This window comes from Amycolatopsis sp. NPDC003861 (assembly GCF_053605405.1).
This window is the reverse complement of the sequence record NZ_JBSGJD010000263.1, coordinates 1-13,215: the sequence shown is the minus strand read 5'-3', so window position 1 is coordinate 13,215 and position 13,215 is coordinate 1. Positions and strand designations below refer to the sequence as shown.

At 72.5% G+C, this 13,215-nt stretch carries 12 protein-coding genes; 4 read left to right on the top strand and 8 right to left on the bottom strand.

All coding sequences use genetic code 11. The features are described from left to right. Nucleotides 1-104: 104 nt before the first annotated feature. Nucleotides 105-716, bottom strand: coding sequence for an NUDIX domain-containing protein (locus tag ACWEVN_RS40290; protein WP_452054792.1), 612 nt, complete (start codon nt 714-716; stop codon nt 105-107). 48 nt (nt 717-764) lie between these two features. On the opposite strand from ACWEVN_RS40290, the gene ACWEVN_RS40285 reads away from it, so the two are divergent. After that, complete coding sequence (locus tag ACWEVN_RS40285) at nt 765-1,514, top strand: DeoR/GlpR family DNA-binding transcription regulator (RefSeq protein ID WP_449684017.1); 750 nt, start codon at nt 765-767, stop codon at nt 1,512-1,514. Here the strand turns inward: ACWEVN_RS40285 and ACWEVN_RS40280 are convergent. The 4 genes from ACWEVN_RS40280 to ACWEVN_RS40265 are packed head-to-tail and all read right to left on the bottom strand — an operon-like array spanning nt 1,447 to nt 6,282. Next, nucleotides 1,447-2,244 (bottom strand): PIG-L deacetylase family protein, encoded by a 798-nt coding sequence (locus ACWEVN_RS40280; RefSeq protein WP_452054793.1) that lies wholly within the window; start codon nt 2,242-2,244, stop codon nt 1,447-1,449. The genes ACWEVN_RS40285 and ACWEVN_RS40280 overlap by 68 nt on opposite strands. Nucleotides 2,245-2,270: 26 nt before the next feature. Further along, nucleotides 2,271-3,038, bottom strand: a complete 768-nt coding sequence (locus tag ACWEVN_RS40275) for a polyprenol monophosphomannose synthase (RefSeq protein ID WP_449684018.1) — start codon at nt 3,036-3,038, stop codon at nt 2,271-2,273. Nucleotides 3,039-3,064: 26 nt separating this feature from the next. Beyond that, nucleotides 3,065-4,675, bottom strand: coding sequence for an apolipoprotein N-acyltransferase (lnt, locus tag ACWEVN_RS40270; protein WP_452054791.1), 1,611 nt, complete (start codon nt 4,673-4,675; stop codon nt 3,065-3,067). A gap of 11 nt (nt 4,676-4,686) precedes the next feature. Further along, the gene (locus tag ACWEVN_RS40265) at nt 4,687-6,282 is read right to left on the bottom strand and encodes an amidohydrolase (RefSeq protein ID WP_452054790.1); all 1,596 of its coding nucleotides are present in this window, start codon (nt 6,280-6,282) and stop codon (nt 4,687-4,689) included. A 120-nt stretch (nt 6,283-6,402) separates the two neighbouring features. On the opposite strand from ACWEVN_RS40265, the gene ACWEVN_RS40260 reads away from it, so the two are divergent. Next, nucleotides 6,403-7,794, top strand: a complete 1,392-nt coding sequence (locus ACWEVN_RS40260; RefSeq protein ID WP_452054789.1) for a KamA family radical SAM protein — start codon at nt 6,403-6,405, stop codon at nt 7,792-7,794. A 163-nt stretch (nt 7,795-7,957) separates the two neighbouring features. After that, complete coding sequence (locus ACWEVN_RS40255) at nt 7,958-8,701, top strand: response regulator (protein ID WP_452054788.1); 744 nt, start codon at nt 7,958-7,960, stop codon at nt 8,699-8,701. Nucleotides 8,702-8,765: 64 nt separating this feature from the next. Here ACWEVN_RS40255 and ACWEVN_RS40250 read toward each other — a convergent pair whose 3' ends face one another. The 3 genes from ACWEVN_RS40250 to ACWEVN_RS40240 are packed head-to-tail and all read right to left on the bottom strand — an operon-like array spanning nt 8,766 to nt 12,507. Next, nucleotides 8,766-9,968: an acyl-CoA dehydrogenase family protein gene (locus tag ACWEVN_RS40250; RefSeq protein ID WP_452054787.1), complete on the bottom strand. Its 1,203-nt coding sequence runs from the start codon at nt 9,966-9,968 to the stop codon at nt 8,766-8,768. After that, a complete protein-coding gene (locus ACWEVN_RS40245) occupies nt 9,965-11,263 on the bottom strand; it encodes an ATP-grasp domain-containing protein (protein ID WP_452054786.1) in 1,299 nt (432 codons plus the stop codon). Before ACWEVN_RS40245 ends, ACWEVN_RS40250 begins: the two co-directional genes overlap by 4 nt. After that, nucleotides 11,260-12,507: an MFS transporter gene (locus ACWEVN_RS40240; RefSeq protein WP_452054785.1), complete on the bottom strand. Its 1,248-nt coding sequence runs from the start codon at nt 12,505-12,507 to the stop codon at nt 11,260-11,262. Before ACWEVN_RS40240 ends, ACWEVN_RS40245 begins: the two co-directional genes overlap by 4 nt. Nucleotides 12,508-13,017: 510 nt before the next feature. Between ACWEVN_RS40240 and ACWEVN_RS40235 the strand changes: the two genes are divergently transcribed. Next, nucleotides 13,018-13,215 (top strand): hypothetical protein (locus ACWEVN_RS40235; protein ID WP_452054784.1); only part of this gene is annotated, 198 nt, incomplete at its 3' end.

Sequence of the window (13,215 nt, the reverse complement as noted above, 5' to 3'; positions counted from 1 at the left end):
CCCGGATGCGCCCCAATGTGGCGTTGGGTGCGTCCAACGCACCCAATGTGGCGTTCGGTGCGTCAGATGCGCCCAACGCCACATTGGGGCGGTGTGGGCTGAGCTCATGTCGCCGGGCGGAAGGGGCCGTGGAGGGCGGCCCACTGCAGGAGCATGATCGTCTTGGCGTCTGCGATCTCGCCCGTGCCGATCATCTCCAGGGCCTTGGCGAACGGGAGTTCGAGGACCTCGATGTCCTCGCCTTCTTCGGCCAGGCCGCCGCCGGCGCCGCGGTCGGCCGGGTCGTAGGGCGCGGCGTAGCAGTGGAGGCGCTCGGTCACCGAGCCCGGGCTCGTGTAGACGTCGAACACGTGCTCCAGCGCGCCGATCCGCACGCCCGTCTCCTCTTCGGCCTCGCGGCGGATCGCCGTCTCCGGGTCGTCCGCGTCCAGCAGGCCCGCCGCCGTCTCGATGAACATGCCGTCGGGGTGGTCGTTGACGTACACCGGGTAGCGGAACTGGCGGGTGAGCAGCACCGTGCCGCCCTGCCGGTCGTAGAGCAGCACTGTCGCCCCGTTGCCGCGGTCGTAGGTCTCGCGCTGCTCGGTCGTCCAGCGGCCGTCGGCGTGCTGGTAGTCGAACGTCGTCCGGCGCAGCACGTACCAGGCCGACGACAGCAGTTCCACGTTCGTGACCCGGACGCGCGGGTTGCGGGACAGGCTTGTCGAAGAGGTCATGCCGTGACCATAATGTGCATGACTCGGAAAGAACAAGGAGGATCGTGCATGCTGGTCGGGGAACGCCGTGAACTGCTGCTCGCCCGGCTCGCCGCCGATGGCAAGGTGCTGGCCAAGGACGTCGCCGCGGAACTCGGGGTCTCCGAGGACAGCATCCGCCGGGACCTGCGCGACCTCGCCGCGGCCGGGCTCTGCCAGCGGGTCTACGGCGGTGCACTGCCCGTCTCCCCCGCCGTCGCCGACTACGCCGGCCGGACCGCCATCGCCCGCGACGCCAAGGACCGGGTCGCCGAGGCCGCGGCCGCGCTGGTCCGGCCCGGCTCGACCGTCATCCTCGACGGCGGCACCACGACCCTCGCGGTCGCGAAAGCCCTCCCCCACGACCTCGAGGCCACCGTCGTCACGCACAGCCCGACCGTCGCGGTCGCCCTGCTCGACCACCACGGCATCGAGGTCTTCCTCCTGGGCGGGCGGCTGTTCCGGCACTCCGCGGTCACCTGTGGCGCGGCCGCCGCCGAGGCCGCCCAGTCGATCAGCGCCGACGTCTTCCTGCTCGGCGTCACCGGCGTCCACCCCGAAGCCGGCCTGACCACCGGCGACGCCGAGGAAGCCGCGATGAAACGCACCCTGGCCCGCCGCGCGGCCGACACCTACGTCCTGGCCAGCGCCGAAAAGCTCGGCGCGGCCTCGCGGTTCACCGTGCTGCCCCTCGCCGACGTCGCCGGGATCGTCACCGACGCCGCAGACCAGAACGTGCAGAAACTTGCAGACCAGGGTGTACCGATCCTGACGGCTTGACCTCGGCGTACCACTCCCGCCCGGCGACCAGCCCGAACAGCGGCGCCGGCAGCCACACGAGCACCCGCAGCACCGCCGAGAGCCGCCCGGTGCCGCGCACGTCCGACACGTGCGCGGCCAGCGCCGCCTGCTTGCGTGCGGCGAAGCGCCGCACGTCGAACCGGTGGGTGATCGCCGAGGCGGGGCTGTAGCCGAGCGCTTCGACGTCGTAGTCGAACGGGATCCGCAGCGCCTTGACCACCCGCACGAACCGCTGCGCGAAGTCGCGGGGCAGGGTGGCTTCCAGCAGCCGCGTTCCGGTCAGCCGGGCGGCACGGCGGGCCACCTGGTGCACCTTGACGTGGTCGCGGTGCCCGTAGCCGCCGTTGGCGTCGTAGCCGAGCAGCAGGTCGGCGCGCTCTTCGTGCAGCACGGCCGCGAGCCGGTGCGCGGCTTCCTCGGTGTCCGCGCGGGCGAAACGCTGCCGGCCCGGCGGGTCCGCGAAGAGCCGGGGACCGTGGCCGCTGTCGGCGTAGCCCAGGTGCACGACCCGGTGCACGCCGAGGATGGCCGCGGCCGCCTCCAGCTCGGCCCAGCGTGGTGTCGGGTGCTCGGCGGCCATGCCGTCGGTGGCCACGACGACCACCACCCGGTGCCCGTCGGCCGCGGCCCGGGCCAGCGTGCCGCCGCTGAGCAGGACGGGGTCGTCTGCGTGCGCGTGGAAGGCCACGATGGTCGTCACCGGGCCCATCATGGCCCAGAACGGCCGAAAACGGCTCAGGCGCGCTTGACCAGCTTGCGCAGCTGGTGCCAGCGGCGCCCCAGGCCCCACTTCGCCACCCGCAGGAACGCCTCCTGGATGATCGAGCCGTTCATCTTCGACTCGCCGATCTCGCGCTCGGTGAAGGTGATCGGGACCTCGACGATCTCGAAGCCCGCCTCGTCGGTGCGGATGGTCAGGTCGATCTGGAAGCAGTAGCCGTGCGAGTTGACCTCGTCCAGGGCCAGCTTCTCCAGCACCGGACGGCGGTAGGCGCGGAACCCGGCGGTGATGTCGCGGACCCGCATCCCGAGCGCGACCTGCGAGTAGAGGTTCGCGCCGCGGGAGAGGACCTGGCGCTTGAGCGGCCAGTTGACGACGCTGCCGCCCGGCACGTACCGCGAGCCGATCGCCAGGTCGGCGTCGCCGACCGCGTCGAGCAGGCGGGGCAGGTCCTCGGGGGCGTGCGAGCCGTCGGCGTCCATCTCGACGATCGTGTTGTACTCGCGGGCCAGGCCCCAGCGGAACCCGGCGATGTAGGCGGCGCCGAGGCCGGCCTTCTCGGTGCGGTGCAGCACGTGGACGTGGTCGTTGGCCGCCGCGCGCTCGTCGGCGAGCTCGCCGGTGCCGTCCGGGCTGCCGTCGTCCACCACGAGCACGTGCACGTCCGGGAGTGCCTTGTGCAGGCGGTCCAGGATCGGACCGAGGTTCTCCCGCTCGTTGTAGGTGGGGATCACCACCAGCACCGGCTCGATTCCCCGGGCCCCCCGCGGCGCCTGCGACATCCGTGCTCCTCCGATATCCGCGGCGGTCAGTCCGCCGCTTCCCCTGCCGTGCCGGCGCTGCTGCGCCGCGTGCGAAAACGGAGTACGAGCCCACCGGCCACCCCGGCGATCGCCAGAGCCAGCAGCCCGTACTCCGTCCACGCACCTAGTTGATCCGACAGCGTAGTCTGCGTCCGCAGCGGGACGCGCCCGACCAGGGAATCCGCCGTGAAAAGGCCCGTTGAGCTGGTCACGGTCCCGTCGGGCGCGACGATGGCGCTCACCCCCGACACGGCCGACACGACGACGGCGCGGCCGTGCTCGACCGCCCGCAGCCGCGACATGGCCAGCTGCTGGTAACTCATCTCGCTCTCGCCGTACCAGGCGTTGTTGGTCGGTACGACGAGCAGTTCGGCGCCGTCGCGCACGGCGTCGCGGGCCGGGTAGTCGAACGCCGTTTCGTAGCAGATGAACACGCCGACCTTGGTGCCCGCGGCGGCCATGGCCTGGTTGGTGCCGTCGCCGGGGACCATGTCGACGGTGTCGGAGTCGAGGAACGGCGTGACGAGCTCGGCGACCTTGCGGGCCGGGACGTACTCGCCGAAGGGCACCAGCTGCTGCTTGGCGTAGCGCGGCCCGGGCCCGGTGCGCGGGTCCCAGGCGATGACGGAGTTCTGCAGGTGCCCGTCGGGCAGCCGGTAGATCGCGCCGATCAGCGCGGGCACGCCGAAGTTCGCGACCAGCTGGTCGACCTGCAGGTCCGGGCCGGTGACGGTGGTCGCGCTCTCCGGCCAGACCAGCAGGTCCGGCCGGGGGACCTTCCCGGCCTTGATGTCGGCCAGCAGCCGCCCGCTTTCGGCGATGGTGTTGTCGCGCAGCACAGTGCGCTGCCCCTGCAGGGCGAGCCCGATGTCCGGGGCGTTGCCCTGGACGGTGGCGACGGTGCGTTCGCCGTCCTGGGCGCCGGTGCCGATGGCCGGCCACAGGGCCAGGCCGGCGACGACCGGCAGCAGCGTGCCGAGGGCGGCGAAGGTCACCGGCCGGGTGAGCTTGCGCACCTCCCGCAGCCGGGCGGCGAGGGCGGCCAGGCAGAAGCCGGTCAGGACGACGGCCAGGCCGACCAGCGGCGCACCGCCGACGGAGGCCAGCGGCAGGAACGCGCCTTCGGGCTGGCTGAAGGCGACCCGGCCCCAGGGGAAGCCGCCGAAGGGGAACCACGCGCGCGGCGTCTCCAGGGCGATGAACACCAGCGCGCCCCACAGCGGCGCGGCCGGCAGCCGGGACACCAGGGTGATCAAGCCGCCCGCCAGGCCGTGGTAGAGCGCCAGCGCGACGGACAGGCCCAGCCACGGCCAGGGACCGAAGTCGGGGCCCAGGAAGTCCAGCAGCCAGGTCAGCAGCGGCAGGAAGAACACGAACCCGAACGCGAAGCCGTAGCCGAAGCCGGCCCGGAAGCGGCGGCCGCGCAGGACGAGGGCCAGCCCGGCGAAGGCCAGCGGCGCGAGCCACCACAGCGGGCGCGGCGCGAAGCTCAGGTAATAGGCGAACCCGGACACCAGGGCCGCGATGGTGCGCAGCAGCCAGGCCGGGGGGAACCGCCGGGTGCGGGCGGGCTGGTGCTGGGCGCCCGGTTCGGGGTCGGCCACGGTGACTGCCACAGGTGCCAACTCTAGGAGATCGTGTCGTGGAGGACGGCACCCGCGCGGACCGTGCGCAGGCACCGCGGGAGGGTGGCGTCCGGTTCCAGCCTCGGCAGCGGCGGCACGCCGGCCCGCGGGTCGGTGGACCAGCGCTGCACGCGGCTGTCCGGGGTGGCCACCACGAGGTCGGCGGCGTCCCAGATGGCGTAGTGCGCCGGTGCGCCCGGTACGAGGCTGCCGGTGACGCCGTCGTTGACGCCGGCCGCCCGGTGCCCGGCGCGGGTGTGGGCGGTGAACGCCGCCCGCGGGGACAGGCCGGCACCGGGTGTCCGGTGGTAGGCCGCGGCGCGGACGCTGGCCCACGGGTCCAGCGGCGTCACGGGCGCGTCGGAGCCGAAGGCGAGCAGGACGCCTTCGGCGGCCAGGGTCGCGAACGGGTTGAGCCCGGCTGCGCGGTCCGCGCCGAGGCGTTCGGCGTACATGCCTTCCGGGCCGCCCCAGAGCGCGTCGAACAGCGGCTGCATCGAGGCGGTCACCCCCCAGCCGGCCAGGTGCTCGGCCTGCTCGGCGGTGACCATCTCCAGGTGCTCGAGGCGGTGGTGGCGGGCCGCGAGGGCGCGCTGCCCGACCTCTTTTTCGGCCAGCCGGAAGCCTTCGACGACTTCGGCGACCGCGGCGTCGCCGATGACGTGGAAGCCGGCCTGCAACCCGGCTTCGGTGCAGGCGGTGAGGTGTTCGGCGATGCGGGGGGCGTCGAGATAGCGCATCCCGGTGCTCGCGTGGTCGGCGTAGGGCTCGGTGAGCGCGGCGGTGTGGGAGCCGAGGGCGCCGTCGACGAACAGGTCGCCGGCCAGGCCGCGGGCGCCGAGGTCGCGGGCGGTGCCGACGGCGCCGAGCTCACCCCAGTAGCCGACGACCTCGGGCGTGCCGGGTCCGGCGAGGGCGAGGAGGGCGGCGAGGTCGTCGCGGCCGGAGATGTCGGGGCCGGCGCACTCGTGGACGCTGACGATGCCCTGCTTCGCGGCCTCGGCGAGGAACGCCCGCTGGGCGCGTTCCCGCTGTTCGGGGCGGATGGCGGCGCGCACGGCCGCGCGGACGGCGTGGTGGGCGGCGCGGGTCAGCGGGCCGTCGGGTGACCAGCCCTCGGCGTCGCGGGCGGTGGGGGCCAGCTCGACCAGGGCGGTGGAGACGAGCGCGGAGTGGACGTCGACGCGGCTGAGGTAGACCGGCGTGCTCCCGGCGGCGGCGTCGAGCTCGGCGCGGCTGGGCAGGCGCGGGTCGGTCCAGGTGGTCTCGTCCCAGCCGTGGGCGAGCAGGACCTGGCCGCCCACGGCGGCGTCGCGCACGCGGACCAGCAGGTCGGCGCCGCTGCGGACACTGGTGAGGTCGAGGCCGGTCAGGTGCAGGCCGGTGGCGGTGGCGTGGACGTGCGCGTCGACGAACGCGGGGGCGACGAAGGCGCCCTGGAGGTCGATGACCTGGGCGCCGGGGTGCAGGGCGCGGGCCGGGGCGTCCTGCCCGACCCAGACCACGGTGCCGCCGGTGACCGCCATCGCCGTGGCGTCGGGACCGGCGGGGGTGTAGATGCGCCCGCCGAGCAGGAGCGTCGTCTGTTCGTCCGTCACGCCCCTGAGTCTGCCCCCTGCGTCCACGTGGGGGACGCCGCCCCGGCAGGCAGGAAGATTTACTCCGTGAGAACGTTATGACAGGATATTTTAACGCGTTCCCGACGACTAGGAGTACAAGTGACTGCGATCCAGGAACCTGTGACGCCTGCCGCCGCCTTCGACCAGCCCTACGAGTACGCCCGCGCCGAGCTGGTGGAACCCGATTGGCGCCGCTTTCCCGGCTGGCACGACGTGACCGAGCCCGAGTGGCGTGACGCGCAGTGGCAGCGGGTGCACTGCGTCCGCAACGTCAAGCAGCTGCGCGCCCTGATGGGCGACCTCCTCGAGGAGCGCTTCTACGACGACCTGCTCGCCGACCAGCGCGAGATGGCCACGATGTCGATGCTGCTGCCCCCGCAGATGCTCAACACGATGGCCCCCACGGCCGGCACCGACCCGGCCAAGGTGACCGAGGCGTTCTACGCCGATCCGATCCGCCGCTACATGCTCCCGGTCCGCAGCGACCGCGACCCGGTCTGGGCCAGCCACCCCCACTCCGAGCGCGACTCGCTGCACGAGGCCGAGATGTGGGTCGTGGAGGGCCTGACCCACCGCTACCCGACCAAGGTGCTGGCCGAGATGATCTCGACCTGCCCCCAGTACTGCGGCCACTGCACCCGAATGGACCTCGTCGGCAACTCGACGGAGACGGTGGAGAAGCACAAGCTGACCCTCAAACCGGTCGACCGCCAGGACGCGATGATCGCGTACCTGAAGAAGACCCCGGGCGTCCGTGACGTCGTGGTCTCGGGCGGCGACGTGGCCAACGTCCCGTGGCCGCAGCTGGAGTCGTTCCTGATGCGCCTGATGGACATCGAAACGGTCCGCGACATCCGCCTGGCGACGAAGGCCCTGGCGGCCCTGCCGCAGCACTGGATTCAGCCGAAGGTGGTCGAAGGCCTGGAGCGCGTCGCGGTGACGGCCCAGCGTCGCGGGGTCAACCTGGCGATCCACACCCACGTCAACCACGCCCAGTCGGTGACCCCCCTGGTGGCGGAGGCGGCCCAGACGGCGCTGAACGTCGGGGTCCGCGACGTCCGCAACCAGGGCGTGCTGATGCGCGGGGTGAACGCCACGCCGGCGGCGCTGCTGGACCTTTGCTTTGCGCTGCAAGGGGAAGCGAACATCCTGCCGTACTACTTCTACATGTGCGACATGATCCCCAATGCCGAGCACTGGCGCGTGGCGGTGTGGGAGGCCCAGGAACTGCAGCACTCGATCATGGGGTACCTGCCCGGGTACGCGACGCCGCGGATCGTGTGCGACGTGCCCTACGTGGGCAAGCGGTGGGTGCACCAGCTGGCCGAGTACGACCGGGAGCTGGGGATCTCGTACTGGACCAAGAACTACCGGACCGGCATCGAGCTGGACGACCCCGAGGCCCTCCAGCGGCGGTACCCGTACTACGACCCGATCTCGACGCTGCCCGAAGCCGGTCAGACCTGGTGGAGCACCCAGCCCCGCCCCTGATGACGGCGGAAGCGCCGGGCTGAAGACGGGGCTGTCGACGGACTGCAACCGAACTGTCGACGGTCGCTGCAAGACTCTGCCTGCCCCGGGGCGGGCGCCGTCTTCAGCCGCCCTGCGTGGCGCGCGCGGCGAGGGGCGCCCGCGATGAGGTTCTGGGGGAACGGTGAACCAGCAAGCGAACGAGCTCGCGTGGACGCCCGCGCTGCCGGCCCGTCGGCACCTGACCCGGCGTCGTGCCGAGATCGAAGTGGTGCCGGACGTCGCGGTGCCGACGGTGGTGCTCGCGGACACCCGGCCGGCGGTGCGCCGCGGCGTGCGGTCGATGCTCGAACGCTCCGCGGCGATCAGCGTGGTCGGCGAAGCCGCCACCACGGCCGCGGTGCTCGCCGAGACCACGCGGTTGCGGCCCGACGTGCTCGTCACCGACCTGCAATTCGGTGACGACGACGGCATCGCGGTGATCGCCGGGATCGTGCGCGCCGCGCCGGGAACGGCCGTGCTCGTCTTCAGTGAGGTCGACGCCGATCGCACGATCACCGCGGCGTTCCAGGCGGGGGCGCGCGGGTACCTGATCAAGGACGCCGGCGCGGACCAGATCCTCCGTGGCGTGCAGGCGGTCGCGGCGGGCGAGCTGATCGTCGGCCGGGCGATCGCCGGGCGGCTCGGGGCCTGGCTGCGTCCGGGCGCCGAGCCGGAGCCCTACCCGTTCGCGCAGCTCACCGCGCGCGAACGAGACGTACTCGACCGCGTCGCCGCCGGCAAGTCGAACTCCGCGATCGCGAGCGAGTTCGCGCTCACGCCGAAGACGATCAGCAACCGGGTGTCCGCGATCTTCGCCAAGCTCGGCACCGCCGACCGCGCCCGGCTCATCGTGATGGCGCGCGACGCGGGGCTCGGCCTGGACTGACCCGGGACGGCTACCCCGCAGCCCGGGAACCGGACCCCGGTTCCCGGGCAGCCGTGGGCCGGGCTCAGCTGGTGATGCCCAGGCAGAGGCGGAACTCCGGGGTACCGCCCAGCAGGTGCGCCCCCGCCGACTGCAGGATGCGGTCCTGGGCGAGCAGGTGCTGGCACATCGTCGTGGTGTCGCGGAGCCAGCGGTCCAAGGGACCACTGCGGTGGATCGAGCCCGTCTGCATCAGGTCGTACAGGCGCGCCACGACCGAGCGGGCCGTGCGCAACGCGTGCAGCCGGGACAGCGGCAGCGCCGCCGCCAGCTCCACCGGAACCTCCGCGCCCGCCGAGAGCAGCTCCCACTGCTCCCGCATCGTGCTGTACACGCCGGCGCGAGACGCGATGAAGTCGGCTTCGCACTCCGCGAGCGTCACCTGCATCCGCCAGTTGTCCGCCCACGGCACCCCGGTCGCGCGGTCCACCCGGGTCCGCACGATTTCGCGAACGTGGTCGAGCGCGGCCCGCGCGACCCCCAGCGGCACGCCCGGCACCGTGCGCATGAACGACTCCGGCCGCGCCAGCGGGCTCGGCCTGCCGTGGACCGTGTCGAACGACAGCGTGCGGTCCTCGGGCACGAACACGTCGGTGATCGTGTAGTCGCAGCTGCCGCTGCCGGCCAGGCCCGTGGTGTGCCAGTTGTCGATGACCTCCGCCTCCGAGGCCTTCACCATGAACAGGCGCGAGTCGTGCGGGTCACGGCCGTCCGGGCTGGGCTCCGGCTTGCCGTCGCGGTAGAGGAACGCGCCGGAGATGACCCAGTCGCAGTGGGTGATCCCGCTGCCGAACGTCCATCGCCCGGTCAAGCGGTACCCGCCGGGCACGCGCTCGGCGCGGCCGGCCGGGAACAGCATGCCCGCGGTGATCAGGTCCAGTCGCGGGAACATCTCCCGCGCGGCGGCGTCGGACAGGAACGACGCGTACAGCCCGGTGCCGGACCCGATGATCGCGCACCAGCCGGCCGAGGTGTCCCCGTACGACAGGGCCTCGATCACCTCGGTCTGCTCGATCGACGTCAGTTCCGGGCCGCCGAACTCGCGCGGGAACGCCATCCGGAACACTCCGGTGTCGCGCAGCAGCTCGACGACGTCCGGCGGCAACCGGCGGGCCTGTTCGAACTCGGCTGCCCGCTCACGCAGCACCGGCGCCAGGGCCTTCGCCCGGGCCAGGATCTCTCCGGCGGTCCGCGGCGGCGCCGGGCGGGTCATGCTGCCGGCGGTCATGCGTCCACGTCCGACAGTCCGGCGGGCATCACGAACGACGGCCCGGGCTCGGGTGGGTCGAGCGGGGCTGCGTCGACGTCGACGAGGGCCGCTGCCGCGTCGAGCCGCCGGCCGCAGGTCGCCACGTCCTCACCCTCGCACACGACGAACGAATGCCGGGCCAGGTAGCCGCCCGGGGGCAGCCGCAGCGACGCGCCGGGTTCGACCATCCGCGCCGCCGTGACCAGCCCCGGTGCCGCCGCCGGCACGGTCACCGATCGCACGACGCAGTCGTGGTCCGGGCGGCCGAACCGGATGCCCACGACCGACCGGCGGGTGGGTGCCAGGTCCGGCCGCCGGCCGGTGGCGACGTCGAAGAGCACCTCGCCCGGGTCGATACCGGTCGCGGTCAGCCCGAGGAACGGGATGAGGTCACCGCCGAGCCTGCCGTTGACCTCGATGATCAACGGCCCGCGCTCGGTGAGCCGGACCTCGGTGTGGGTGATGCCGTCTTCGACGCCGAGCAGCCGGTGCGCGCGGGCCAGGGTGTCCACCAGCTCGCGGTCGTCGAGCAGCGGGTCGGCCGCGTCCACGATGTGCCCGGTCTCCTCGAAGTACGGCTCTTCGCCGCTTTGCTTGCGGGCCAGGAACATCGGCCGGTACTCGCCCTTGTGGACGGCGGCGTCGACGCTGATCTCGGGACCTTCGGCGTAGCCCTCGACGAGGGCACTGCCGCCGTACGGTGCGTTCTCGGCCCGGCTCGCTCCCGCCGCCACTTCGAACGCCGTCGCGACCTCGGCCGCGTCGGCGGCGAGCACCACGCCGATGCTGGCGCCCATCGCGCGGGGTTTCACCACCACCGGGTAGCCGATTCCGCCGGCCGCGACGACGGCTTCGCGCACTGTCGTCACCGTCGCGAACCCGGGCTGGTGGAGACCGCCCGCGGTGAGCACCGATCGCGTCCGGTACTTGTCCCGGCAGCCGTGCACGCCCCGCACGCTCAGCCCGGGCACGCCGAGTTCGGCGGCGAACTCGCCGGCGGCCAGCACCAGGGGCTCGTCCCAGCACGTCAACCCGGCGATCGGCGCCCGCGCAGCCACCTCGCGGGCAGCCGCGGTCAGCGCTTCGGGGTCGAAGACGTCGGTCACGACGATCTCGTCGAAGTACTTCCGCTGCCACGTCGGCTCGAGGTTGTTCAGCAGCACCAGGCGCAGGCCCGCCGACCGGGCCCGCCGGTGGATCGACCGGACGAGGTATTCGCGGTAGAGCTTCAGCCCGCTGCCGATCACCAGCAGCACGCCGTCGGGCTCGGTCATGCCTTCTCCCCCACAGGTTCGGTCGCGGCGACCACGGCCGGCGCGGTCTTCTGCTTCATGCCCGCCCAGGCGAAGAGCCCGGCGGCGACCGCCATGGCCCCGCACAGCGGCCAGATGCCGCTGCCGAGCCGAGTCCAGGCGAACACCCCGAACGCCGGGCCGAGCGCCGAAGCCAGCCCGATCACCGCGTGCGAGGTGCCGACATACCGGGCCTTCACGCGGGACGGCGACTTCGCCGGGTGCGCGAACATGCTCGGGCCGGAGATCATCAGGCCGGACACGAAGAACACCGCGCTGACCAGCACGAGCACGCTGGACCCGGCGGACAGGCCCCAACCCGCGACGCCGACCGCGAAGACGAAGTGCCCGAGGCCGCCGGCCAGCTGCGGCGGCCATCGCGTGACGTAGGTGGTGAGCTTCAGCTCGGTGACGATCAGCACGATGGACGACGTCGCGAGCACCGCGCTGTAGAGCGCCTCGGGGTGCCCGTCGGCGACGATCTGCAGCGGCAGCGCGACGGTGAACTGGGCGTAGACGATCGTGCCGACGAAGACGGCCCCCAGGTAGAGCAGGAACCTGCCGTCGCGGACCAGGGTCGCGTACGCCGAGCGCCGGTCCTCCTCGGGCTCCGCCGCTTCCTTTTCGGCCCCGGCGGTCTTCGGCAGCAACGCGAACGCCAGCAGCGCGTACAGGGCCGCGGTGAGGCCGTCCAGCCAGAACAGCAGGTCCCAGTCGAGCAGGATGAGTCCGGCGGCGATCAGCGACGCCAGCGCAGCGCCGATGTTGAGCGCGATCCGCATCATCGAGAAGCCCATCACCTGGTACCGCTCGGGCATCAGGTCGGACAGCAGGACCGCCGCCGCGGGCCGGTAGGCCTGGGTGACCAGGCCGGCCAGCGCCACCACGGCGAACAGCGGCCAGATCAGGTCCGGGCGACCCAGCCAGGGGATCGACGCGACCAGCGGTGCCGACGCCGTCATCGACGCCACGATCGTGGCCCGCGGGCCGAGCCGGTGCGTGAGCTCGCCGCCCAGCAGCGTCCCGAAGATCGCCCCGACGCTGTAGGCGACGAGGCACAGGCCCGCGAGACCGACCGAGACACCGCGCACCGTCAGGTACAGCAGCAGGAAGGTCTGGACGAACGCGCCGAGCTGGTTGACCAGCACACCCCCGAGCAGGTAGCGGACGGGGGTGGGGGTCGCCTTCAGCACGGCGAACACACCCGCCGGGGCATCGTGGCTCATGCCGTCTCCTCTGCGATGGTTTCGACGATCCGGCTCGCGGCCGGCAGGTCGGCGAGGCCGGGCGACGAGGAACACCGGGTCCGTGCCGAACGGCACCCCGCGGCCGGTGACTGCCGCGTGCCGGACCGATGCTAGCTGCGCGTTTTTCCTGGCCGACAGGGAAAACGTTCCCGGGCGGCCGGGAAAATCGGCCCGTGCGCCGGAGAACCGTTCGAGGAAGGCGACCATCGAATCGACGGCGAGCTCGGTGCCCGACCCGACCGTGACAGGTCCACCGGAAACGGACTTTTCCGGCACGGGGCGGCAAACCGCAAATCGGAAAACGCTACCGGCGGACGCACCACCCGGCCACAGACGCCGGCGGCGCCCGCGGACTTCTGCCCTTCCGACCCGGAAACCTGCCCCGTCGGGCAAGCCGGCGCCGATCCGAAGACCACTCTTGGGGGCGTTGCTATCCTCCGGCCGAGTGATTGACACGGTTCGCCGTCCCCTCGGAAAGGTCGCGTAGTAGTGGGAAACCCGCTGGTCGCGGAGACGAAGGATTCCACCAAGGCGTATTCGGGCATTTCGCTGCTGGAAACGGCGAACGACCTGAAGTCGGCCATCGAAAGCGGGGACTGGGCCTCGGTCGCCCTCGGGGCCGTCGGGACGGCGCTGGACGCACTCTCGATGGCAATGGACCCCTTCGGGGCCATCCTCGCCGCCGGG

Bases quoted from the DNA above. Each gene is read 5' to 3' on its own strand.
- ACWEVN_RS40290 (WP_452054792.1), bottom strand. From the start codon at position 716: ATGACCTCTTCGACAAGCCTGTCCCGCAACCCGCGCGTCCGGGTCACG.
- ACWEVN_RS40285 (WP_449684017.1), top strand. From the start codon at position 765: ATGCTGGTCGGGGAACGCCGTGAACTGCTGCTCGCCCGGCTCGCCGCC.
- ACWEVN_RS40280 (WP_452054793.1), bottom strand. From the start codon at position 2,244: ATGGGCCCGGTGACGACCATCGTGGCCTTCCACGCGCACGCAGACGAC.
- ACWEVN_RS40275 (WP_449684018.1), bottom strand. From the start codon at position 3,038: ATGTCGCAGGCGCCGCGGGGGGCCCGGGGAATCGAGCCGGTGCTGGTG.
- ACWEVN_RS40250 (WP_452054787.1), bottom strand. From the start codon at position 9,968: ATGACCGCCGGCAGCATGACCCGCCCGGCGCCGCCGCGGACCGCCGGA.
- ACWEVN_RS40245 (WP_452054786.1), bottom strand. From the start codon at position 11,263: ATGACCGAGCCCGACGGCGTGCTGCTGGTGATCGGCAGCGGGCTGAAG.
- ACWEVN_RS40240 (WP_452054785.1), bottom strand. From the start codon at position 12,507: ATGAGCCACGATGCCCCGGCGGGTGTGTTCGCCGTGCTGAAGGCGACC.